We start from the raw sequence: 22,973 nt of genomic DNA on the forward strand, positions 1-22,973 counted from the left end.
TCAGCCATCCTATCCGCCGATCGGATCGCGCGACAAGCGAAAGGATCGGACGGCCGCCACGATCAGAAGCCGATGCCGAACTTCACATAGGCGCCGCGGATCGTCCGGTCGAAGGATTGCGCCTTGTCGATCCCGCCGTCGATGGCATCGAAGAAGCGTTCCCAGCGATAGCCGGCGGCGACCTTCACCCCGCCGACGCGATAGGACAGGCCCATGCTGGCGCCGAGGTTCGGCACGGTAACGCGCCGCGACCGGCTGCGGTCGATCTGCTCGTCGTAGAGGCTGTCCTTGAGCTGCGGCGGATTCGGTCTGTTGGGTTCAAAGTGATAATAGGTGCCGTCGCGTTCTTCACGACTGGCCATGGTCTGCTTTCCGAACAGCAGGCCGCCGTTGACCCGCCAATCGAGGGCGAGGCTGCCGTCCGTGTCGTTCCCGGCTAACCGCTTCGACGCTTCCCATGACAACGAGGGGCCAAAGCCTTCAAACTTGCGTTTGCTGGCCAGAGAAGAATTGTACAGGCTGCGGTGCTGGGTAGGATATTTGATTTCCGTGTAATCGGCGAAATAGCGATCGGGAACTCCGACCATGTCAATGTCGCTGGCGGACCGGAACTGGGCATAGGTCATCCCCAGACCAATAGCCGACGTGCCGCCCTCTCCCATCAGGCCGAGACCGACATCCTTCCCCACCATGAAATCGACGATGCTGTGATCTTCAAATTGGTCGACCTCAATGGTGCCAAAATTCTCAGCGGTAACATAGCGCGGCGGATCGGTGGGCAAGAAAGGTTGAGCATAGCCCCCCTTCGCCTGTTCAGAACTGATGCCCTTATGCCGCGCGTCGAACTTCCTGCCGCGATACGCTCCCCAAACGTGCCAGCCGTCGGGCATGTTAAAGGTGATCCTGGCGTCGCGGACATGGCTGATGCCCATATCAGCCCGCTGCGTCGCCGTCGCGGTATCGGCAAAGGGCAGGCTCTCGAGATAGCTGTCCAGAAAGCCTGGCTTATACAGGGCGTTTTTGGCCGTCATGCTGTTCGCACCCATGCCGAATTCCAGCTCGACCGGATAGCGTTCACCCGGCCCGCGCTGCCGCCAGCCGCTGCCCCAGGGCAGTGAGGCTTCGCCGAAGCTCTTGTTGATGCGCAGACCATAGAGACGCGGCTCGGTCAGGAAGACGTTAGTAGTCAGCCCGGTGTCATCGCTGTTGAGAAAAGCGCCGGTTAATGCCGTCTTGTTGAAGACATTCTTGACATAGGCCATGATCCGCCAGCTGTCGGCAATGTTCAGGATCGCCGCGACATTGACCGTCGAATAGCCGCGCAGCCGGTCATAGGGATTGTTGTTGATCACCCGCGCCCAGCTTTTCGACTGGTAATGATAGTCGCCGTGCAGCGTCAGGTCCCAGTCGGTGGCGAGCGGGATCGTATAATCCATCGTCACCGTCGCCGTGTAGCGCGGTGCGTTGGGCAATTCGTTGCCGCTCAAATCCTTGGAAATACCTTGGCCACCGTTGGGAACCGTGGAAGGATCAAACCCAATATAGCCCGCATATCTTGGATCCAGAGGCGCAGTGGTACCTGGCTGAAGCCCACGCTGCAACGTCGGATTGGCTACATAGGGCAAACCCGTGACGGGGTCCAACCCCGAATAATAGGCATCAACACAAATGCCGTTAGGGCTAACATTGCTATAGCCGGGACGGACATTGATTTCGCCTCCGGCCGTAACGACATAGGTTGGCAATATGCAGTTGGACGGGATCGTCGGGAACGGTCGCACTACGACATAATTGGGGTCGCCAGCAGTTCGATCCATCAGATCAATGGCGCTTGCCCCATCGGCGATGCGCGTCTTTTGATACCCTCCCTTGAAGCCCAAGCGCAAACGGTCCGTCGGTTTCCAATCGGCCTCGACTTCAAGCCCCCATATTTCAGCATCAAAGTTAGAGTTTACCGCCGACCGGTTGACGATTTCGGACGTCTGATAGTCTTTGTAATCATAATAGAAGGCGCCGAGGTTTAACGTTAAGGCGCCGTTAAACAATGTATTTTTGGTCCCGATTTCAAAGGCGTTGACATATTCGGCCTTGAAAGTTTCAGGTGCACCCTGAAGCTGTGCGATAGTGGAGGGATCAAAACCACCATAGGTTGCAATCACCGGCGGTGGCGGGTTAGCTCCGCCTGCCTTGTAGCCATGCGCGAAGGATCCATAGATCAGTGTGTGATCGGTGAACCCCAAATCTGGTTGCCAATCGATCGCGATACGCCCGGTGGGCTCACTCCATTTCTGCGCGATAATTTTCTTTGTGGGATATTCGCCGGTGACACTCGATGCCAGCAACCAGCTTGGAATCTGAGGCGCCTTTTTCTCGTCAACCGTGAAACGAAGACCACCGGTCAATTTCAGGTTGGGTGTGATATTATAATAAGCTTCACCAAATGCTGCATAAGAGTTCAGCGTATAGGGATTGCGGCTTAGGAAATAATTGCGCCCCTCGCCGTTCAGGCTATCGATCGGATTGGGATCGATATAGACGCAACTGGTGATTGCATATTGACCGCTCGGATCGGGCGGTGCGCCCGTGGGGGCGCCCTGGCACTCGCTGTTATCCGAAACCCCTGCTATGTATGGATTTCCAGCGGCATAGCTACCCCATTGCTGGGATGCGAAAAGAGTCAAGCTGTTGACGAAGACATAGTATCTATCTTCGGTCTTGTAGCGCAGATAATTGGCACCGAGACTAAAATTGAACGGTCCGTCAAAATCCGACGATAAACGTAATTCCTGGCTAAATTGTTTGGATTTGGCTGTCGACAGATCACCAAGCAATAATCGATCGGAGCAGCCGAGTTGTGGGTCGCAGAACATGCCGTTTTCATCAAATGTGCCAGGCCGAACTCCGATAGCGCCAACCCTGTTGTCGGGGTTAAACGCGCCGGGTTTGGTATTGAAGCGGTTATAATCCTGCGTGGAAAACAAGCTGTCCGTGCTATAGGCAGTTTCTGAGTTCAGTGTCAGCGTATCACCGATGTCCATGCCGAGTTGCAGTTCGAAGATATCTGTTTTCGCTCGATATCGCGGCTCAAGGGTTGATTCGATAACGCGTAGGTCGCGCGATTGAAATGTACTGGCATAGGGGTCGCGGTTTTGGTAAACGGGATTGCCCAGATTGCCCGTTGGTCCATAGAATGGCAGGGCATATCCGTTAGGCGTCTGAAAAGCTTCATCCGAATATAGCGATACGGGCAGACATCCTTGGCTAAGATACGTTCTGTTCCCGAATGTCCCGCCCAACTCCGACGATAATGATATACCATTTACTTCGTCCGGCCCCGGGTCCTTCTTGCACAATTGCTTGCCGCTACGCAGGCGGTCGTCATTTTCCTGGAAATGTTCGTAGACGAAATCGGCGCGCAGCCACGATGTCGGTTCAAGGCGCAACGAGGCGCGTAGCGACCACAGGTCACGTCCATCAATCTGCCTCCCAGTCAACTCATTCGTGGCATAGCCATCGCGCTTGGTCAGCGCGCCCGCGAGGCGGAAGGCGACCTTGTCGTCGACCAGCGGGATGTTGATCATCCCCTCGACCCGCCGGTTCTTGTAATTGCCGACATCGACCGACGCGAACGCGTCAGGGTGATATTCGGGCTTGGCCGAGATCAGGTTGACGACGCCCGCGGTGGCGTTGCGGCCGTAGAGCGTGCCCTGCGGGCCGCGCAGAATCTCGATCCGCTCGACATCATAGAATTCCTGCTCGAAGAAGCGGTTGCGGACAAAGGGGGTGTTGTTGAACGCGATCGCCACCGCCGGGTCGGTCGTCGCCGACACCGCCTGCGTGCCGATGCCGCGGATCTGGATCGTGTAGCCGGTGAAATTGGTCTTGCTGAAGGTGATGTTCGGCGCCTGGCTGATCAGGTCGGGACCGCCCGCGACCTGCCGCGTCGTCAGATCCTCCTGGCTGAGCGCCGTCATCGCGATCGGCACCTCCTGGATCGATTCCTGGCGCTTTTGCGCCGTGACCACGATGATGTCGTCGCGATAGGTGCCGGCGTCGGTCTCCGACGTTTCGGCGGGAGCCGCCTTCGGAACGACCGAATAGGTCTGCGGCCCCGTGCGCTGCGCGACCAGCCCGGTCCCGTTCAGCAGGACGGCCAGTGCGCGGTCGGCGGTCATGTCGCCGCGCACCGCGTTGGTCTTCTTGTTCTGCGTATAGCGCCGCGCGGCGACGATCTGGATATCCGCCTGTCGGCCGAGTTCCGCGATCCCCGTTGCCGCCGCCTGCGCCGGCACGTCGAAAGTCTTGCTCTGCGCCTGCGCCGGGCTCACCGTCGCGACGCAGACGATCGCGGTCGAAGCCATCAGCGCGGCGCGGCCGATTCCAATCCCCATCATGTCCCTCCCTTGTCGGGCGCTTCCCTGCGCCCCTGCCCCACAAGAGACACCGGCCCGGATTTTCCTTTTCCGGCGCGCCGATTCTTCAAAGACCGGGCCGGCCGATGCGAATCTGCGCGGGATCGGACAGGTCGACGGGTACCCCCAGGCTGACCTCGACCGCCTGCGCGAACCCTTCGGGGTCGTCGGTCCGGAACACGCCGTCGAACCGCTCCGCCGCGACGACGGGATCGGCGACGACCAGCTGGCGGCGGTTGTAACGGTTGAACTCGGCCACCGCGCTGTCGAGCCGGTCGCCGGCGAGGTCGACCTTGCCGTTGCGCCATGCGAGCGCGCGGTCGATCGCGGACGGCGCGGCGGGCGCCTGCTCGATCGCGGCATCGTCCGCGACGAAACCGCGCGACCCGGCCTTCAAGCGGACGCGATGGCCCTCCGCGCCCTCGGCCCAGACCTCGACCACGCCTTCGGTGACGAGCACGTCGGCGCCCCCGGCGCGACGGCGCACCGAAAAGGCCGTGCCGACCGCGCGGATGCGCGCGCGGCCCGCCGCGACGACGAAGGGGCGCCGCTTGTCGCGCGCGACCTGGAACCAGGCTTCGCCCCGATCGATCCGCACGTTGCGCGCCGCGTCATCGAGACTGACGTCGATGGCGCTGGCGGTGTTGATCGCGGCGATCGAGCCATCGGCTAGCGGCACGCGCCGGATTTCGCCCACCGCAGTCGCATAGCTGGTGCCGCCGAACAGCAGCACGCCGCCGCCGACCGCCGCGGCGACCGCCGCGCCGCCGCCCGCCAGCACGCGCCGGCGGCTCCATCCCGCCCGGACGCCCGCATCCTCGCGCACCGCCGATTGCGCCGGGAACGGCCGGTCGAGCGTCATCCAGGCGGCCTGGGCGCGCAGCAGCGCGCCGGCATGCCTGGGATCGCGCGCCAGCCAGCGTTCGAGTTCCCGCTCCTGCGCATCGGACCAGTCGTCGCCGTCCATCCGCGCGACATAGCGCGCGGCATCGGCATCGATGTCGCTGGCTCGCCGCCCGGTCATCGCGGCCGCTCCCCGCCTTCGAAGGCGGCGAGACGCGCCGCGCTCAGCGCTTCGCCGTCGCGCCACGCGCGCTGGACCGCCTGCACGCCCTGATAGATCTCATTCTCGACGATGCTTTCGCTGATGCCCAGCGCGGCCGCGATCTCGCGCTGCGACCAGCCTTCCAGCTTGCGCATGCGGACGATGCGGCGGCGACGCTCGGGCAAGGCGTCGATCAGCGCCAGCAGGCGCCGATAGTCGATCCGGCTTCCCGCCTCGCGCTCGGGCGACGGGCGCATGTCGTCCTGAAAGGCGTCGATCTCGGCGATCGCCTCGATCGGCACGACGCGGGCGCGCCGCAGACGGCGGACGAGAAGATTGCGGGCGATCGAAAAGAAATAGGCATCGGGACGGTCGATATGATCGACGCTCTCCAAGGCCGCCAGCCGCGAATAGGATTCCTGGATCAATTCGTCGATATCCTCCTGGGACGCGCGCGTGCGGGCCAGCCACGCGCGCACGGCCGCTTCGTGGGGAATGACGTGCTCGGTCACCCACGCGGCCATGCGGCGTCGCCGCTCGAACTTCACGCCCTTGGTCGTGGGCTTTGCCTCCCTCTCCCCGGGATTCTATCGTCTTGCGCCCATAAGAGCCACGAGCGCGAATTTTCCTTTCGCGGTCGGCGAAAATTGTCGGCGCGGACCTTCACGAAGGCGCGACGGCCACAGCAGCAGGGGCCGTGACGACCGCATAACACAGCGCGCAGCACGACGCCGCATCGGGCGCCGGTCTCATTCTGATCTGTCGGAAATCTGGAGCGGGCGAAGGGATTCGAACCCTCGACCCCAACCTTGGCAACTTCGATAAGCGGCTTTTCCATACTTTCCAAGGCTACGCCACACTACGATTTCTTTAATAGTTCTTGATACTTAGTCCTTCCTATCGTATCCTGCTGCTGGGCGCAATTGGGCGCCGCATGGAGACAATTTGGAGACAACGCCCCTTTCGCCGGGCTTTGTCTCCAACTGGAGGATCACGATGCCAACCAGCAAGCTGACCAAGCGCGCGGTCGATGCGCTCGTGCCGCCGGCGAAGAAGCAGACCGTCCTTTGGGATACCGAGCTGAAAGGCTTCGGCGTGCGCGTGCTGCCGTCCGGCCTCAAGACGTTCATCGTCCAGTATCGCAACGCCGAGGGCATCAAGCGCCGCATCAACATCGCGCGTTATGGCGTGCTGACGGTCGATCAGGCACGCGACCAGGCCAAGCTCAAGCTGGCGGCAGTCATCGGCGGCGAAGACCCCGCCGATGAGGTCCGCCAGGCGCGCAAGGGAATGGCGGTCGAGGAGATGTGCGACTGGTATCTGACCGAGGCTCGGGCGGGCAACATCCTCGGCCGCAAGAACCTGCCGATCAAGAAGTCGTCGCTCGACATGGATGAGAGCCGGATCAAGACGCATATCAAGCCGCTCCTGGGCAAGCGGATCGTCAAGCATCTGACCATCGCCGATGTCGAGCAGATGCAGACCGATGTGAAGGACGGGAAGACGGCGAAGCCGCGCAGCGGCGGCCGGGGCGGCATGGCGACCGGCGGCGCCGGTGTGGCGGCGCGCTGCGTCGGCACGCTCCAGGCCATCATCGGACATGCGAAGCATAAGGGCCTGCTGGATGCTCACCCGACGCAGGGAGCGAAGAAGCTGGCCGGGAAGAAGAAGACCCGGCGCCTGAGCGTCGCCGAGATCGTGCTGATGGGCAAGGCGATGGCCTATGCGGAGCGCAATGGCGAGAATCCTGTCGCCCTCGGTGTGCTGCGCACGCTCTTGCTGACCGGATACCGCCGCGAGGAAGGCCAGGCGATGCACCGCGCCTGGGTCAATGGAGCGGGCGGCTATGTGGCGTTCCCCGACACGAAGGGCGGCGCGCAGATTCGGGCGATCGGCCCTGCGGCCGTCAAGGCTGTCGAGAGCCAGCCGGTGATCGTGGGCAATCCGCACGCTTTCCCTTCGGAAGTCGGGCGGGGGGCGTTCACCGCAGTCAGCGCCTGCCTCCAGCGCGTTGCCAAGCTGGCCGGGATCGAGGGCATTACACCGCACACGCTGCGCCACACCTTCGGCAGCGTGGCGGGCGATCTCGGCTTCTCGGAGTTAACGATCCGCGCCATGCTTGGTCACGCCTCGCAGAACGTCACCCAAGACTACATCCACATCGACGAGGCGCTCAAGCTCGCCGTGCGGCGGACTTCCGATGAGATCGAACGGCTGCTTGCCGAGGGCGCCGCGAAGCTGGAAACACTGAGACTCGCCGCGTAATCGCGCAAAGTTGCAAGGGGCGGCCCGCTCGCAATTGCCTAACCGCCTCTAGTTGCGGGCTGCTGGCTAGCGGGTCACATGATCGTCATCATGGCGACACGCACCCTTTCCAGAAAGGAAGCGCGGCTGTCGTCGCCGGCCTTGATGGCGGCCTGCGCTTCATCGACAAGCACTTGTCCAGGTCGCGGCCCATGTGTTTCGAGCAACGTCTGCGCGGTAATGATTTCGTCGCTCAGGACCGCCTCATTGCCCGCGTCGCCCGCTTTCAGCCGCAGCGACAGTTTCTTTCTATCCATTATGTCGTCCTCCCCCAGATATGCCGATCACGCGCTGGCGCTCACCAGCCAAGCCTTGGCGCCCATGCGAACGCCGTCATCGTCGCGGTTGCGCTCGAACAGCGCGGCAAGATCCCGCTGAATGGCCTCACGCACCTCTGCGCCGCTCGGCCGAACGAGATCGCCGATGTGCATCCCGTCGAGCACGAAGCGCGCGGCGCTCTCGGCATCGCTACCGGGTCCGCCAATGCGCTGATCGCCGGTCCAGACGTCGAACTGGATTTCGGAGAATCCCGCGCTTTGCAGAAGGTCGATCACATAGTCCTGTTCGGCCAGCGCGAATGGCCCCGGCGCACGCGGCTGAGGCGTCGGCAAGTCGATATGCTCGCTGATAACCCCCATGATGCTGCGCTGCCAGGGATTCTCGGCGACCGGCGCCCAGACCGCAATGTCGAGCCGCCCGCCTTCGCGGAGCATCCGGCGCAGATTGGCGAAGGCAGGGTAGGGCTGAGGGAAGAACATCGAGCCGAAGCGCGAGAACAGCCGATCGAAGGGCGCTTCCTCCGGCATGGCTATCGCCGCATCGCCTTGCTCGAAGCGGATATTGGCGAGGCCTGCGCGCGTTGCCCGTTCGCTCGCAGCCGCCACGAGATCGGCCGATATGTCGAGGCCCAGCGCAAATCCGGTATTTCCGACGGCCGCGGCGATCTGCCGGGTCGTCCAGCCTCCGCCGCACCCGACGTCGACCACGGTTTCGCTGGCGGTATAGGCGGCCTGGGCTAGCAGCGCCTTGCCGATCGGCTCGATCATGCTTTCGAAACGGTCGAGCTGGGCGAGCCAGCGCGTGCCTGCCTGGCCTGCCCAATCATGCGCGGCAAGGCCGTCCAGATTCTCGCCAGCATCGTCCATCAAAGTCCTCCCATCATAGTTGCGAAAAATCAGTTCCAGATTGCGGCCGCGCTGCGCCAGAGCATGTAGGCCGCGACCACGAAGATCAGCACGGCGAAGATCGTATTGAGCGCGCCCTTGTGACCCGACAGCCGGTGCGAAAGAGCTGCGCCGACGATGCCGCCGACGATGCCGCCGCCGATGAACACGGCGGCAAGTCCCCAATCGACCAGCCCGGAAAAGGCGTAATTGAGCGCGGCCGTGAGGCCGAAGGCCGTTACCGCGACCAGCGACGATCCGACGGCATTGCGCATCGGCATACCCGTCGAAGCCATCAGCCCCGGCACGATCAGGAAGCCTCCGCCGATGCCGAAGAAACCGGAGAACAGGCCGGTGGCGCCGCCATAGCCGATGACCTTGGGCGCGTTCTCGCGGCGGCACTGGACGTCGGGATTGCCGGGATCGCCACGCTTTTTCAGCATCAGCGCGCCGACCAGGATCATCAGCAGCGCGAAGAGGAACAGCAGCTTCTGGCCGTCGAACGCCTTGCCAAGCGTCGATCCGGCATAGGCCCCCGCGACGCCTGCGGCCGCGAACATGCCCGCGCAGCGCCATTTGATCGTGCGCTGGCGGGCATGGGGAACAAGATTGGCGCCGGCGTTCGCCGCAACCGCGAGCGCGCTGGTGCCGATCGCGACATGGGGCGAGGCGACGCCGACCAGATAGACCATGAGGGGAACGGCGAGGATCGACCCGCCGCCCCCCACGAGGCCGAGCGTGAAGCCGACGAGCGAACCCGATCCGGCTCCGAGCAGATATTGGACAGATTCGAGTGTCATGGCCTTACAGCGTGTTGACCGGCAGCTTCAGATAGCTGGTGCCGTTGTCTTCCGGCTCCGGCATATGGCCGCCGCGCATGTTGACCTGAATGGACGGCAGGATCAGCCTCGGCATCCCGAGCGTCGCGTCCCGCGCCTCGCGCATGGCGACGAACTGGTCCTCGCTCACCCCGTCGCGCACATGGACATTATGCTCGCGCTCCTCGCCCACCGACGTCTCCCAGGCATAGGTGTCGCGCCCAGGGGCCTTGTAGTCGTGGCAAAGATGGAGGCCCGTCTGATCGGGCAGCGAGAGCAGGCGCCGGATGGACCGGAAAAGCGTGCGGGCGTCGCCGCCCGGGAAGTCCGCGCGGGCCGTGCCATAGTCGGGCATGAACAGCGTGTCGCCGATGAATGCCGCGTCGCCGATCACATAGGTCATGTCGGCGGGGGTATGTCCGGGGACATGCAGCGCGATCGCCTCGATAGACCCGACCCTGAAGCGGTCGCCGTCATCGAACAGGCGATCGAACTGCGAGCCGTCGCGGGCGAAGCGCGTGCCCTCGTTGAATATCTTGCCGAACACCTCCTGCACCGTGAGGATATGGCGGCCGATCGCCAGCGTACCGCCCAGCTTCTCCTGAAGATAGGGCGCAGCCGAGAGATGGTCGGCATGGGCGTGCGTCTCGAGCAGCCATTCGACCTCGAGGCCTTCGCTCTCGACATAGGCGATCACCTTGTCGGCGGACGCGAAGGACGTGCGCCCCGAAGCGGGATCGAAGTCGAGCACGCTGTCGATAATCGCAGCCTTGGCGGTCGCGGGATCGGAGATGACGTGGGTCACGGTGAACGTGTCCTCGTCGAAGAAGCTGCGGATGACCGCGGGCCGCGCATTGCTCGCGGCCTCGACGATCCGGGCGGCTTCACGGATTTGCGGATCGGTCATGGCCTTGTCCTTTCATTCGATAAGCGGATGTGCCGGCTTCGCGCTAAAGGGGAGGGGCGCGCGAAGCCGGCCCGACCGGCTCAGAGTGTCTTCTTGCTGAAATACCAGTCGGTGTAGTCGTAGCCCTCGTCCTTGCGCGCCTTGGCGGCCTCGGCGGTCGCGGGCGGCGGCACGATCACGGGTTCACCGGGCTGCCAGTTTTCGGGCGTCGCGACCTTGTTCGCATCGGACGTCTGAAGCGCGGTCAGCAGGCGGACGAACTCGTCGACCGAGCGACCGTTCGACATCGGGTAATAGACCATCGCCCGGATGACGCCTTCGGGGTCGATCAGGAAGGTCGCCCGCACGGCGGAGGTGTCCGACGCGCCGGGATGGATCATGCCGAAGGCCCTGGCGACGTTCATCGACAGGTCGTCGATGATCGGGAAGGTGATCTCGACGCCGAACTTCTCCTCGATGCTGCGCATCCAGGCGATGTGCGAATGCACGGAGTCGATGGAGAGGCCCAGCAGCTCGCAATTGAGCGCCTTGAAGCGGTCGGCCGCCTTCGCGAAGCCCATGAACTCGGTCGTGCAGACCGGGGTGAAGTCCGCGGGGTGGGAGAAGAGGACGAGCCACTTGCCCTTGTAATCGTCGAGCGAGCGTTCGCCGTGGGTGGTCTTTGCCTCGAAGGCCGGCGCCGGTTCGTTGATCCGGGGCATCGAGGGGGCGGCCACGTCTGTCATTTTATCGTCTCCTGTGAGTGAGTGGGTGACAGACATTAGATACACACTTCTATTAATCGTGAGAACACGATAAACCTAATTCCTCTGATCGGATTTTTCAATCTTTTCCGAAAGCGGCGGCAAAGGCCGGATTCGCGGCGCGCGAAAGCGGGCGCACAAGCGCTTCAAAGCATCATTTAACCTAATTATAGGGTGATCCTGGCCCGAATCAGGCGGCGGCGAGAGCCTGTCTTGCCCATGCGACGAGTCGCGCGCGGTCCATCGCGCCCGCCTGCCGCGCAATCTCGCGGCCGCCCTTGACGAGTATTAGCGTCGGGATCGACTGGATGTGGTAGCGCCCCGCAATACCCTGCTCGGCCTCGGTGTCGACCTTCAGCAGTCGGACATGCGGCTCCAGTTCGGCGGCGGCCGCCTTGAACGCGGGCGCCATAGCTCGGCACGGCCCGCACCAGCTCGCCCAGAAATCCACGAGAACAGGCAGACTTCCGCGCCTCACGTGGCGGTCGAACGCAGTCGCATCGACGTCGACAGGCTGGCCCTGGAACAGCGGCATCGAGCATCGCCCGCAATTGGGCGCGGCGCCGATCTTCGCAGCCGGAACCCGGTTGATGCTCGCACAGACCGGGCAAACCACTAGCTGGGACTCGGACATGCGGACATCTCCTATGGAACGCTATCGCTGCTTAATCGTTTACCCGCATGATGTAACCGTGTAAGAAAGGGGGTTCAAGACTTGCCTCCCTTCAGGAGTAGGAAATTTGAATCCCAGCGCAAATGAGAGTGGCGTCTGTTCGCCGGTCCAGATCGGCGACGCCGCGCCCAATTTTCAGGCGCGCACGACCATGGGCGAAATGAGCCTGTCCGACTATCGCGGCCGCTGGGTGTTGCTGTTCTCGCACCCTGCGGACTTCACGCCAGTCTGCACCAGTGAATTCGTCGCGCTCTCGCGCGCCGGGGAGCGGTTCAAAGCTCTCAACTGCGCGCTGGTCGCGATTTCGGTCGACAGCCTCTATTCCCATCTCGGTTGGATACGGGCGATCCATGAGCATTTCGGTGTGACGGTCGGTTTTCCGATCGTCGAAGATCCCTCGATGGTCATCGGCCGTGCTTACGGAATGATCGCCGACGATGCGCCCGACGCAGCGACGCTCCGTGCGACCTTCTTCATCGACCCTGACGGCATCGTTCGCGCCAAGCTCTGCTACCCGGCCACCATTGGCCGATCGGTGGAGGAGCTGCTGCGCGTCGTCGCCGCGCTGCAAATGGTCGACAGCGACAATGTGGTCACGCCCGAAGGCTGGCGCCCCGGCGATGACGTGCTGCTCCCGCCCTATCAGGATCAGGATTCCGCGCTCGATGCGGCAGGCGATGCCTGCTGGTTCCACCGGACGCGGCCCGACAAGCACAAAAAGGCAGGCAAGTGACGACATTCACCGATACCGAACTCGACGCGATCACCGACATTCTGAAGGCGCTCGGGCATGACGTGCGGCTGAAGCTCATGCGGACGCTGCTCGAGAATGGCGAGAAGTCGGTCGGTGAACTCGAAACCATGACCGGGATCGGCCAACCGGGCCTGTCGCAACAGCTTGCCATCCTGCGCAAAGCGGAGCTGGTGCAGACGCGCCGTGATGCTAAGCTGGTCTTCTACAGCCTCGCGCCGGATGCGCTGGAAAGCACGGCAAAACTCCTCTGCGCCTTGTCGGGGATTTCCGCCAACGATGTGCAGCCCGGGGTGAAAGGCGCCGTGTCGCGCGCACGGGGATCGGCTGCAACCTTCGCCCGGATCTTGTGATCGCGCGTCATTGATAGGCTGGGGGACATCGGATCGGCCGCTTCGTCCCGCGACACCGGCCATCATAGGAGACGCAGGATGACGCAGGATTCCGGCAACGGCGCAAAGCCTGACGATCCAAAAGAGAAACCGCCCAAAGCGGGCCGCAAGAAGCCCGGTGCGGGCAACACCGGGAAGAGCGGCAAACCCAATGAAGCCGCACCGCTCGATCCGGTCGAGGAAGCGGGCATAGAGTCTTTCCCGGCGAGCGACGCTCCAAGCTGGACGCCCTGAACCGTGGCTGGTCTGATACGGGCCACGGCCCTCGTATCGGCGGCAAGGCGGCTGTTCCGGTCCAGCGAAGCCAGCCTGATCCTGCTGGCGGTCGGCGTCGGTATCCTTGCCGGCCTGCTGGCGTCGCTTCTGGGTAAAGCCGCCTGGATCATGCAATCGCTGCTCTACGGCCTCGGCACGGGCCTCCGGTTGAGCGGCCTCGTCTCGATTTCGCCCGCTCGCCTGCTGGCGCTGCCGATCGGCGGCCTGGTGCTGGGCGCGCTGGTGCTGTTCACACGTCGCAAGAAACGCACCTCGATCGACGTCGTGGAAGCCAACGCGCTTCATGGCGGACGGATTCCCCTGCGCGATACCACGATGGTCTGCGGGCAAACGCTGATCTCCAACGGCTTTGGTGCATCGGTCGGCCTGGAAGCCGCCTATGCGCAGGCCGGGGGCGGCATCGCCTCGCTGATCGGACAATGGCTCAATCTACGGCGCGGCGATCTGCGCGTGCTGGTCGGCGCCGGATCGGGCGCAGCGATCGGGGCCGCCTTCGGCGCGCCGCTGACCGGCGCCTTCTATGCTTTCGAGATCGTTATCGGCGCCTATACCCCGGCAAGCATCGCCCCTGTCGTGGCTGCGACGATTTCCGCGGTCATCACCGCCAGGACGCTGGGCGCAACCCCCTATCTGATCGCGGCGCAAAGCAGCCAGCATCTCTCGGCCGCCAACTATATCCTCTACGCAGGGCTGGGGCTGATCGCGGCCCTGCTCGGCATCGCCATCATGCGGCTCGTCTCGCTCGCGGAAGCGGGGGTTCGGCGCACCGCGATTCCCGAATGGCTGCGACCCGCTCTGGGCGGCGCTATCCTGATCCCGCTCGCGCTCACGACACCGCATGTCCTGTCGGCAGGGCACGGCGCGCTGCACCTGACCATCGCCGGCAATATCGCGCTGGGCGCCTTGATCCTGATCTTCGCGCTCAAGTCGCTTGCGTCGATCGTCTCCCTCGGCTTCGGCTTTAGGGGCGGTCTGTTCTTCGCCTCGCTATTTCTCGGCGCGGTGCTGGGACAGATATTCGCGCGCCTGTGGGCGTTCGTCCCCGATGGCATTCCCCTGTCGCCGATGGATGCCTCGCTGGTCGGCATGGCCGCGCTGGCGGCCGCGGTCGTCGGCGGCCCGATGACCATGTCCTTCCTCGTCCTCGAAGCCACGCATGATTTCGAGATCACGGCGGTCGTGCTGACGGCCGCGCTCTGTTCGAGCACGCTGGTCCGCGAACGGTTCGGCTATTCCTTCTCGACATGGCGCCTGCATCTGCGCGGCGAGGTGGTTCGCAGCGCGCGCGACATTGGCTGGATGCGAACGCTAACCGCGTGGCGCATGATGCGGACCGCGCCCGCCACCGCGTCGCCGGCGATGCCGGTCAAGGCATTTCGTGAGCAATTTCCGCTCGGCTCGACAAGCCGCGTGCTGCTTCAGGAAGAACACGGTCGCTATGCAGGCCTCGTTCCCACGGCGGCGGCCTTCGCCGATCCGGGGCCGATCGAAAAGCCGGTGTCCGACTTCGCAATCCTCAAGGATGTCACGCTCTCACCGGATATGTCGATCGTGCCGATCATGGAGCTCTTCGACAGCAGCGCGGCCGACGATCTTGCCGTGGTCGACGCTCAGGGCCGGATCGTGGGAATGCTGACTGAACGCTATGTCCGCAAACGCTATGCCGACGAGTTGGACCGGGCGCAGCGCGAACTCTACGGTGAGGATTGACTTAGCGCACCGATCTCGAGGATCGACCCGCCATCCTTGCCGGCGAGCGCGAGGAGCGTCGGTCGATGGCTCACGACGACAAGGCCGGTTCCGGTATCGCGCAGCCAGGTGTCTAGCCGCCGTGCAAGCCGGGCTTCCGTTACTATGTCGAGGCCTTCGCTCGGCTCGTCGAGCAACAGCCACGGCTTCGCGGCGAGAACGGCGCGCGCGATCGACAGGCGTTTGCGTTGACCGCCTGACAGGCGCGCGCCGCCGTCGCCGACCCATTGGTCAAGCCCGTGCAGCATCGCGCGCACATCGACTGCGAGGCAGGCGACTTCCAACGCCGCCCATAGCTCCTCGTCGCTGAGGCCGGGACGGGCCACGCGCAGATTGTCACGCACCGTTCCCGACAGGAGTTGGGCATCCTGCGGCGAGAGCGCGAAGGCCGCTCGCACCATCTCAGGCGGAAGCGCCTCGATAGGCTGGCCATCAAGCCGAATGCCTGAATTCCGATCCGGCGGACGAATGCCTGCGAGCGTTTCGAGAAGGCTGGTCTTGCCGCTGCCGGATTGCCCCGCAATCCCCAGGCGCTCGCCAGCTTCGAGCCGCACATGCACACCACCTCGATCCAGGGCGATGCTCCGCCCGACCGGCCCGGATGCACTCTCTGCTCCGATGGCAGCATTATGCTGCCCCGCCATGTTCTCCAACCGCGCGAGGGCGGCCGTCACGAGCGCGCCCCGCGACACACCCCGAACATAGCCGGACAGGGCCTCGATCGCGCCCGCCGCTGCCAGCACGGCGAGCACCGTCATGGGCAAAGGGGCGTTGGAGATGGCAAGGACCGCGCCCATCGCGACGCCCCCGCCAAGGGTTAGCCCCGCGTCTATGATCGCTTCCCCGCGCGCAAAACGGCGCCGCGCCCTGTCCAGCTCGGCCGTCTCGACGGCAAGGCTTCGCTCGATCGCGGGGGCCAGGTCGTAGGTCAGGATTTCGGGCGAGGCCGACGCATAATCGACCATGCCTGCCTTCAACCGCGCCAGCGCCGCCGCAATGTCCGTGGCGGCGATCGTGAGAAAACGGGGCGTCGCCAGATGCGCCCACAAGGCGAGGCCGGCGATCAGCGCCAGCAAGGCAAGGCTGGCCCAGGGACTGGCAAGCCATGCGAGGACAAGCCCGATCACCGCGCCGGCAAGGGCGGCGGGAAGCGCGGGCCTGCGGACCAGGCTGTCTTCGAGCGCGCCAATGTCCTGAACGAGCCGCGTCACGGTATCGCCCGCCGACACGGCCCGCACATCGCGCACCGACAGGATGCGGTCGAACAGGCACGCGCGGACCGTGGCGAGCGCCATCAGGGCAGCGCGATGACCATAGAGGCGTTCGCCATAGCGCGCCGTCGTCCGGACGATCGCGAGTAGCCGGATCATTGCGCTCGGCACGAGATAGTTGAAGCCCTGTGCGGCGAGCACCCCGCCAAGACCGGCGAGCGCAGCGCCGGTGATGAACCATCCCGACAGGCCCAGCAGCAGGACCGCGGCGATCGTCGCGGCGGCGGCGAGCGCGCCCGCGATGCGGAAAGCGCGGCGCTCGGGGCCGATGGCCTCTGTCAGCAGCCGGTCGATATCCGCGCGGCTCATGCAAGCACCATTTCGCTGTCGGCGATCGCGGCCAGCTCGGCGCTGTGCGTCACCATGAGGACCGTGCGGCCTGTGGCGGTCGAAGCCAATATCCCGGCAATGTCGGCCGCCGATCTCGCATCGAGATCCGCCGTGGGTTCGTCGAGCAGCCAGAGCGGCGCGTCTTTCAAGAGCACCCTTGCGACGCCGACGCGGCGGCGCTCGCCTCCCGACAGGCCCGATCCGCGGTGGTCGAGCCTTAGCCCCAAGCCTTCCCCGCGCGCCTCGATCATCGGTCCAAGCCCGGCAGAACGCGCGGCTGCTTCAACTTCGGAGTCGTCGGCATCCGGGCGTGCAAGGCGGATGTTGTCGGCGAGCGTTCCGGGGATGAACGCGACCGATTGTCCCGCCCAGCCTATATGGCCGGGAAGCGCGACTGCCTTCGTGTCTCGGCCGTCGATGAGAATCCGTCCCCTGCCGATGGGCGCAAGCCCCAGCAGCGCGTGGAGCAGGCTGGACTTGCCGACGCCGGTCGCCCCGCGCAGCGCGAAAATAGTGCCCGCCGCGACGTCCAGCGTGAAAGGACCGATGGCCGTCTCGCCATAGTCGATGACCACGCCGTCGAAGCGCAGCGCAGGCGGAGCCTCGATCGCGCAGGGAGAGGAAGACGGGGACGGGGGAGCGATCTTTTCTAGGCGTTCGATCGCGGCCTCTCCGACCTGCTTGTCATGATAGGCGGCGGCAAGGCGGCGCATGGGGAGGTAGAATTCGGGCGCGAGGATGAGAACGAACAGGGCTTGGCCCAGGGTCAGCGTCTCAGGCGCGGGGAAAGGGAGGATGCCCAGCAGGTTGAAGCCGCAATAGAGCGCGACCAGCGCCACCGAGAGCGCGGCAAAGAATTCGATGATGGCGCTCGAGACGAAAGCGATCTTCAGCACGTCGACCGTGCGGGTCGCGACCTCGCCGGTGGCGTCGGCAAGATGGCGGCCGATGCGGTCCTGCGCGCCGAAACCGACGATCACGGGGAGCGCACGCACGCGGTCGACGAACAGGCCGGACAGGCGGCTCAATGCGTCGAGCTGGCGGGCAGCGGCGCGCGCGGCGGCGGTGCCGGCGAGCGCCATGCCAAGCGCGAACGGCACGAGCGTCGCAAGCATGATCGCACCGGCCACCCAGCTTCCGAAGGCGGCGGCAACCGCAATGACGAGGGGCGACAGGACCGCCGCGCGGCGGAGAGGCTGGAAGCGGGCATGGAAGCCGCCCAGGTCTTCGATCCGGTCGACAGCATCGGCCACCGCCTCACCCAGCATCCGGCGATCTCCCGGCGCCGCGACGAGGATGCGGGGATAGACCCGATTCCGCCAGCTTGTCTTGGCACGGACCGCCGCGGCCTCGCCGGCGTCGGTCGCACCGATCTGTATCGCCGCGCGCAGCACAGCGGCCACAATCAATCCGCTGACGTCGAGCAGCAAAGCGTCATGATCTCCACGCGCCGCCGCCGCCACGCCGGCAGCAAGCGCGCCCGCCACAAGGATTGCCGCGCCGCTATCGGCGGTCCAGAAAAGGGCCGCGCCCCGTCGATCAAATCGGTTGCTCATATACTCAGTTACGAGTAATGGCTAATCATAATCTTTTCAACCGACTCAAGGCAAGCATGACAAGCCGGGCCGGAATGCAAGGAGTCTTGCCATGGACATGGCCGTGATCGAACTCTCCCGGCTGCAATTCGCGCTGACGGCACTCTACCACTTTCTTTTCGTCCCCTTGACCCTCGGCCTCTCCTTCATGCTCGTCATCATGGAGAGCATCTATGTGATGACGGGCCGCGAGATCTGGCGCACCGTCACGCGCTTCTGGGGAAAGCTGTTCGGTATCAACTTCGTGCTCGGCGTCGCCACCGGCATCACCATGGAATTCCAGTTCGGCACCAACTGGTCATACTATTCCCACTATGTCGGCGACATCTTCGGCGCGCCGCTCGCCATCGAAGGGTTGATGGCCTTCTTCCTCGAGGCGACCTTCGTCGGCCTCATGTTCTTCGGGTGGGACAAATTGTCCAAGCAGGCCCACCTCTTCACCACCTTCATGGTCGCATTGGGATCGAACCTCTCGGCGCTGTGGATTCTGATCGCCAATGGCTGGATGCAACATCCGACCGGCGCCCGCTTCAATCCCGCGACGATGCGGATGGAAGTTTCGGACTTCATGGCGGTGCTGTTCAACCCCGTCGCGCAGGCGAAATTCGTGCATACGGTAAGCGCCGGCTATGTCTGCGCCTCGGTCTTCGTGCTCGGCATCTCGGCCTGGTATCTGCTCAAGGGCAAGTGGGTTGCCGTCGCAAAGCGCAGCTTCACCGTAGCGGCGGCCTTCGGCCTAGCCTCCTCGCTATCGGTCGTCGTGCTGGGCGACGAGAGCGGTTATGCGCTGACCGACAACCAGAAGATGAAACTCGCCTCGCTCGAAGCCATGTGGCACACCGAGCCGGCTCCTGCGGGTATCGCTATCTTCGGCATCCCAAGCCTGGAAGGGCGCGAAACCCGCTATGAAGTGAAGATCCCCTATGTGCTGGGCCTGATCTCCACGCGCAGCCTGACCGGCGAAGTCTCGGGCATTTTCGAGCTGGTCGCCAAGGCGCAGGATCGCATCGAACATGGGATCAAGGCCTATGACGCGGTTGAGCGGCTGAAGGTCAATCAGAACGACATGGCCGCCCGCGCTGAGTTCGAGGAAGCCAAGGCCGATCTCGGCTATGCGATGCTGCTCAAGCGCTTCGTTGCAGATCCGCGCCAGGCGACGCCCCAGGACATCGAGAAGGCGGCATGGTCGACTGTGCCGAACGTGCCCGTCATGTTCTGGGTCTTCCGCGTCATGGCGGGCCTCGGCTTCTTCTTCATCGCCTTCTTCGCTGCCGCCTTCTGGATGGCGTCGGTGCGGCGTTTCGGCTGCGACAACGGCTTTTGCCGCACCTTCATGCGCGCAGCGGTCTGGATCATTCCCTTGCCGTGGATCGCGATTGAATTTGGCTGGCTGCTCGCTGAAATCGGCCGCCAGCCCTGGGCGATCGAAGGCGTGCTGCCAACATTCCTTGCCGCCTCGAGCCTGACCGTCGCGCAGCTCTGGACGACGATCGTCGGCTTCACGCTGCTCTACGGCGCTCTCGCGGTGATCGAAGTGCGCCTGATGCTGGCGGCTATCCGCAAGGGGCCTGACGAGCATCGCGCGCCTGCGCCGGCACTAGCGTCGCCGAACGGCTACGCTCCCATTCCTGCCGAATAAGGAGAACAGGTCATGGCACCTCCCATCGACTATGAAACGCTCCGGCTGATCTGGTGGCTCCTGATGGGCGTCCTCCTGATCGGCTTCACCCTGACGGACGGCTTCGATCTTGGCACTGCCGCCCTTTTGCCGTTCGTCGCGAAGACCGATGCCGAACGCCGAATGGTCATCAACTCGATCGGCGCGACGTGGGAGGGGAACCAGGTCTGGTTCATCCTCGGAGGCGGCGCGATCTTCGCGGCATGGCCGTTCGTCTATGCGGTCAGCTTCTCGGGCTTCTACCTCGCGATGTTCCTCGTCCTCGCGGCGCTCATCCTGCGGCCCGTGGGGTTCAAATATCGCTCGAAGAAACCCGATGCCGCATGGCGCTCGCGCTGGGATTGGGCGCTGTTCATCGGCGGGTTCGTGCCCGCGCTGGTGTTCGGCGTCGCGGTCGGCAATGTGCTGACCGGCATTCCCTTCCGCCTCGATACCGATCTGCGCTCCTTCTATGAGGGGAGCCTGCTCGGCTTGTTCCACCCCTTTTCGCTGGTCGCCGGCCTGCTCTCGGTCGCGATGATCGTGCTGCACGGCGCGAGCTGGCTCGCGATCAAGATCGAGCGCGGCGCGGTCCACGATCGCGCCCGCACCTTCGGACAGGTCGCGGCGATCGCCTCGATCCTGCTGTTCGCTGTGGGCGGCGTGATGGTCGCGACCATGGGCTATGGCTTTCGCCTGACGCACGGCGCCGATCCGTTCGGCCCCTCTAACCCGCTGCTGTCGGGAACGGTCGCGGCACCGGGGGCCTGGCTCGACAATTACCGGGCATATCCGTGGATGCTGATCGCGCCCATTATCGGCTTCGTGGGGCCGCTGCTGGCATGGATCGGCATCCGCAAGGGCCGCGAGGCGCTGGCGTTCGGCGGCTCGTCGATCGGCGCCGTGGGTATCATCTCGACGGTGGGCCTCTCGATGTTCCCCTTCATCCTGCCCAGCTCGATCGATCCGGCCTCGAGCCTGACGGTGTGGAACGCCTCGTCCAGCCATGTGACGCTGTTCATCATGCTGGCGGTGACGGTCGTCTTCCTGCCGATCGTGCTCATCTACACGGCCTGGGTCTATAAGGTGCTGTTCGGCCGCATCACGCTGCGGGACGTCGACACCAACCCCGACTATTACTGAAAGGAACGACTTCGATGTGGTATTTCAGTTGGGTATTGGGTGTCGGCCTCGCCGTCGGTTTCGGCATCCTCAACGGCATGTGGCACGAATTTCATTCCGACCCCGATGACGACGCGGCCGCCTGAAGGCCGATCTGATGATTAGCGTCGGCCCTCTCGCGCTGGCGTTGGAGCGGCTGTTCGCGGCCCTCGGAATCATCGTCTTCATGGCGGCCGCGAACTGGATTGCCCGTCGCCACGGCAAGGACAGTGACAAAGCCGCATGGCGCGCTCTCCTCGTCGGCCTCATCGCCGCGCGCTTGGGATTCGTCGCGGAAAACTGGTCCGCCTTCGCGCTTGAACCTTTAAGCATTCTCTATGTCTGGCAAGGCGGCTTCTCGCCGCTGATCGGCCTGCTGGCCGCCGCGATCTCGCTGGTGCTTTCGCTGCGTCGGTCGCCCGCGCGGCTACCGATGGGCGCGGCCTTCGCCGGCAGCGCCGCCGCCGCGCTCACCGCCACGGCGCTGTTCCTCGCCTCGGCACAGCTTCCATTGCCGCAAGGCCTGGTCCTCCACTCGCTTGCAGGTGAAGCAAGCGCGCTCGACGATCGGAAGGGCAAGCCGTTCGTCATCAATCTCTGGGCGAGCTGGTGCCCGCCCTGCCGGCGCGAGATGCCGATGCTGATCGAAGAGGCCGCGCGCTCGCCCGTGCCGATCCTGCTCGCCAACCAGGGCGAGGACGCGGCGAAGGTGCGGACTTGGCTGGACGGCCAACGCCTGACCTCGACGCATATCCTCCTGGATCGCGATCAAAGCACCGCCGCCGCGATCGGGTCCGCGGGTCTTCCCGCGACGCTGTTCATCGACAGCAAGGGCGTCATCCGCTCGGCGCATGTCGGCGAAATCTCCCGCGCCGCGCTGCTCGCGGGATTGCGGGAACTGGATTAATTTTGACCAAGGAGAAACCCATGACCAGACAAGTGAATATCGGGATCGGCGAGGAAGATCGGGTTGCGATCTCCGAAGGCCTGAGCCGCCTTCTGGCGGACACCTACACCCTCTATCTGACCTCGCACAATTTCCACTGGAACGTGACGGGGACGATGTTCAACAGCCTCCACACGATGTTCATGACGCAATATACCGAGCTGTGGAACGCGATCGACCCGATCGCTGAACGTATCCGCTCGCTGGGGCAACCCGCGCCCGGTTCCTACGCGCAGTTCGCCAAGCTCAGCTCCCTGCCTGACGCGCCCGAATCGCCGCCCAAGGCGCTCGACATGGTGGACATTCTCGCCAAGGGCCACGAAGCGGCGGCCCGCACGGCGCGCGCGCTGTTCCCACTGGTCGAGAAGGCGAGTGACGAGCCGACCGCGGATCTACTTACCCAGAGAATCGCGCAGCATGAGCAAACCGCCTGGATGCTACGCGCCCTACTCGAAGACTGAGGCGGAATGGGCGACAGGGCATGACCGCGCCCAATCGCGGCCGCGCCGGATCACCCGCAATGATAAGGAGGAATTGGAATGTTCCGAAATGAAGGCACCATAGACCGACTGTTGAGGGTGATCGTCGGCCTTGTTCTGATCGCACTGGTCTTCGTCGGTCCGCGCTCTGCGTGGGGGTGGATCGGCGTCGTTCCGTTGCTGACCGGGCTTGTCGGTATGTGCCCCATCTATTCGTTGCTCGGCATCAACACTTGCCCGAGACGCTGACGAAATCGGTCGGATTGCATTGAAATGAAGCCCTGGCCGCCGCGATGCGAGC

General features: G+C 64.1%; 22 protein-coding genes. 11 read left to right on the forward strand and 11 right to left on the reverse strand.

Features of this window, described 5'->3' with window-relative positions:
* Positions 1-62: 62 nt before the first annotated feature.
* The 3 genes from C3E99_RS14985 to C3E99_RS14995 form a co-directional block, all read right to left on the reverse strand.
* Positions 63-4,394 (reverse strand): TonB-dependent receptor domain-containing protein, encoded by a 4,332-nt coding sequence (locus C3E99_RS14985; RefSeq protein ID WP_104960019.1) that lies wholly within the window; start codon positions 4,392-4,394, stop codon positions 63-65.
* 85 nt (positions 4,395-4,479) lie between these two features.
* Positions 4,480-5,436 carry a FecR family protein gene (locus tag C3E99_RS14990; protein ID WP_076077188.1) on the reverse strand — a complete coding sequence of 319 codons (957 nt, stop codon included), beginning with the start codon at positions 5,434-5,436 and terminating at the stop codon, positions 4,480-4,482.
* Positions 5,433-5,981 carry an RNA polymerase sigma factor gene (locus C3E99_RS14995; protein ID WP_076077191.1) on the reverse strand — a complete coding sequence of 183 codons (549 nt, stop codon included), beginning with the start codon at positions 5,979-5,981 and terminating at the stop codon, positions 5,433-5,435. The genes C3E99_RS14990 and C3E99_RS14995 overlap by 4 nt, the downstream gene beginning before the upstream one ends.
* A gap of 472 nt (positions 5,982-6,453) precedes the next feature.
* Here C3E99_RS14995 and C3E99_RS15000 point away from each other — a divergent pair, with 472 nt between their 5' ends.
* The gene (locus C3E99_RS15000; RefSeq protein WP_007406035.1) at positions 6,454-7,722 is read left to right on the forward strand and encodes a tyrosine-type recombinase/integrase; all 1,269 of its coding nucleotides are present in this window, start codon (positions 6,454-6,456) and stop codon (positions 7,720-7,722) included.
* A 74-nt stretch (positions 7,723-7,796) separates the two neighbouring features.
* Here C3E99_RS15000 and C3E99_RS15005 read toward each other — a convergent pair whose 3' ends face one another.
* The 6 genes from C3E99_RS15005 to trxC all read right to left on the reverse strand — a co-directional run bounded on the left by C3E99_RS15005 (position 7,797) and on the right by trxC (position 12,026).
* The gene (locus C3E99_RS15005) at positions 7,797-8,018 is read right to left on the reverse strand and encodes a hypothetical protein (RefSeq protein ID WP_007405995.1); all 222 of its coding nucleotides are present in this window, start codon (positions 8,016-8,018) and stop codon (positions 7,797-7,799) included.
* A gap of 27 nt (positions 8,019-8,045) precedes the next feature.
* Positions 8,046-8,906 (reverse strand): class I SAM-dependent methyltransferase, encoded by an 861-nt coding sequence (locus C3E99_RS15010; RefSeq protein ID WP_007405999.1) that lies wholly within the window; start codon positions 8,904-8,906, stop codon positions 8,046-8,048.
* Between the two features lie 29 nt (positions 8,907-8,935).
* Positions 8,936-9,724 (reverse strand): sulfite exporter TauE/SafE family protein, encoded by a 789-nt coding sequence (locus C3E99_RS15015; RefSeq protein ID WP_007405941.1) that lies wholly within the window; start codon positions 9,722-9,724, stop codon positions 8,936-8,938.
* Between the two features lie 4 nt (positions 9,725-9,728).
* Positions 9,729-10,649 carry an MBL fold metallo-hydrolase gene (locus C3E99_RS15020; RefSeq protein WP_007406028.1) on the reverse strand — a complete coding sequence of 307 codons (921 nt, stop codon included), beginning with the start codon at positions 10,647-10,649 and terminating at the stop codon, positions 9,729-9,731.
* Between the two features lie 80 nt (positions 10,650-10,729).
* Positions 10,730-11,374: a peroxiredoxin gene (locus tag C3E99_RS15025; protein WP_037569318.1), complete on the reverse strand. Its 645-nt coding sequence runs from the start codon at positions 11,372-11,374 to the stop codon at positions 10,730-10,732.
* Positions 11,375-11,582: 208 nt separating this feature from the next.
* Positions 11,583-12,026, reverse strand: a complete 444-nt coding sequence (gene trxC, locus C3E99_RS15030) for a thioredoxin TrxC (protein WP_104960020.1) — start codon at positions 12,024-12,026, stop codon at positions 11,583-11,585.
* 106 nt (positions 12,027-12,132) lie between these two features.
* Between trxC and C3E99_RS15035 the strand changes: the two genes are divergently transcribed.
* The 4 genes from C3E99_RS15035 (at position 12,133) to C3E99_RS15045 (ending at position 15,194) form a co-directional block, all read left to right on the forward strand.
* Entirely contained in the window at positions 12,133-12,798 is a 666-nt protein-coding gene (locus tag C3E99_RS15035) for a peroxiredoxin (protein WP_037569313.1), read from the forward strand.
* On the forward strand, positions 12,795-13,169 hold the full coding sequence (locus C3E99_RS15040; protein ID WP_007406020.1) for an ArsR/SmtB family transcription factor: 375 nt from the start codon (positions 12,795-12,797) through the stop codon (positions 13,167-13,169). The genes C3E99_RS15035 and C3E99_RS15040 overlap by 4 nt, the downstream gene beginning before the upstream one ends.
* Before the next feature lie 78 nt (positions 13,170-13,247).
* Positions 13,248-13,442, forward strand: a complete 195-nt coding sequence (locus tag C3E99_RS19865) for a hypothetical protein (RefSeq protein ID WP_007405956.1) — start codon at positions 13,248-13,250, stop codon at positions 13,440-13,442.
* A 3-nt stretch (positions 13,443-13,445) separates the two neighbouring features.
* Positions 13,446-15,194 (forward strand): chloride channel protein, encoded by a 1,749-nt coding sequence (locus tag C3E99_RS15045; RefSeq protein WP_007405960.1) that lies wholly within the window; start codon positions 13,446-13,448, stop codon positions 15,192-15,194.
* On the opposite strand, the gene C3E99_RS15050 is transcribed toward C3E99_RS15045, so the two are convergent.
* Positions 15,179-16,813, reverse strand: a complete 1,635-nt coding sequence (locus C3E99_RS15050) for an amino acid ABC transporter ATP-binding/permease protein (RefSeq protein WP_007405943.1) — start codon at positions 16,811-16,813, stop codon at positions 15,179-15,181. The two genes, C3E99_RS15045 and C3E99_RS15050, sit on opposite strands and share 16 nt — an antisense overlap.
* Complete coding sequence (cydD, locus tag C3E99_RS15055) at positions 16,810-18,390, reverse strand: thiol reductant ABC exporter subunit CydD (protein ID WP_007405954.1); 1,581 nt, start codon at positions 18,388-18,390, stop codon at positions 16,810-16,812. The genes C3E99_RS15050 and cydD overlap by 4 nt, the downstream gene beginning before the upstream one ends.
* 91 nt (positions 18,391-18,481) lie before the next feature.
* Here cydD and C3E99_RS15060 point away from each other — a divergent pair, with 91 nt between their 5' ends.
* The 6 genes from C3E99_RS15060 (at position 18,482) to C3E99_RS15085 (ending at position 22,921) form a co-directional block, all read left to right on the forward strand.
* Positions 18,482-20,068: a cytochrome ubiquinol oxidase subunit I gene (locus C3E99_RS15060; protein ID WP_007405998.1), complete on the forward strand. Its 1,587-nt coding sequence runs from the start codon at positions 18,482-18,484 to the stop codon at positions 20,066-20,068.
* A 12-nt stretch (positions 20,069-20,080) separates the two neighbouring features.
* Positions 20,081-21,229, forward strand: coding sequence for a cytochrome d ubiquinol oxidase subunit II (gene cydB / locus C3E99_RS15065; protein WP_007405983.1), 1,149 nt, complete (start codon positions 20,081-20,083; stop codon positions 21,227-21,229).
* A 14-nt stretch (positions 21,230-21,243) separates the two neighbouring features.
* Positions 21,244-21,354, forward strand: a complete 111-nt coding sequence (gene cydX / locus C3E99_RS15070) for a cytochrome bd-I oxidase subunit CydX (RefSeq protein ID WP_012049918.1) — start codon at positions 21,244-21,246, stop codon at positions 21,352-21,354.
* A gap of 11 nt (positions 21,355-21,365) precedes the next feature.
* Positions 21,366-22,154, forward strand: coding sequence for a TlpA disulfide reductase family protein (locus C3E99_RS15075; protein WP_104960021.1), 789 nt, complete (start codon positions 21,366-21,368; stop codon positions 22,152-22,154).
* A 20-nt stretch (positions 22,155-22,174) separates the two neighbouring features.
* The gene (locus C3E99_RS15080) at positions 22,175-22,654 is read left to right on the forward strand and encodes a Dps family protein (protein WP_050794208.1); all 480 of its coding nucleotides are present in this window, start codon (positions 22,175-22,177) and stop codon (positions 22,652-22,654) included.
* Between the two features lie 78 nt (positions 22,655-22,732).
* Complete coding sequence (locus C3E99_RS15085) at positions 22,733-22,921, forward strand: YgaP family membrane protein (RefSeq protein ID WP_007406004.1); 189 nt, start codon at positions 22,733-22,735, stop codon at positions 22,919-22,921.
* Positions 22,922-22,973: the final 52 nt, after the last annotated feature.

This window comes from Sphingopyxis sp. MG (genome assembly GCF_002953155.1).
GTDB classification, from domain to species: Bacteria; Pseudomonadota; Alphaproteobacteria; order Sphingomonadales; family Sphingomonadaceae; genus Sphingopyxis; species Sphingopyxis granuli.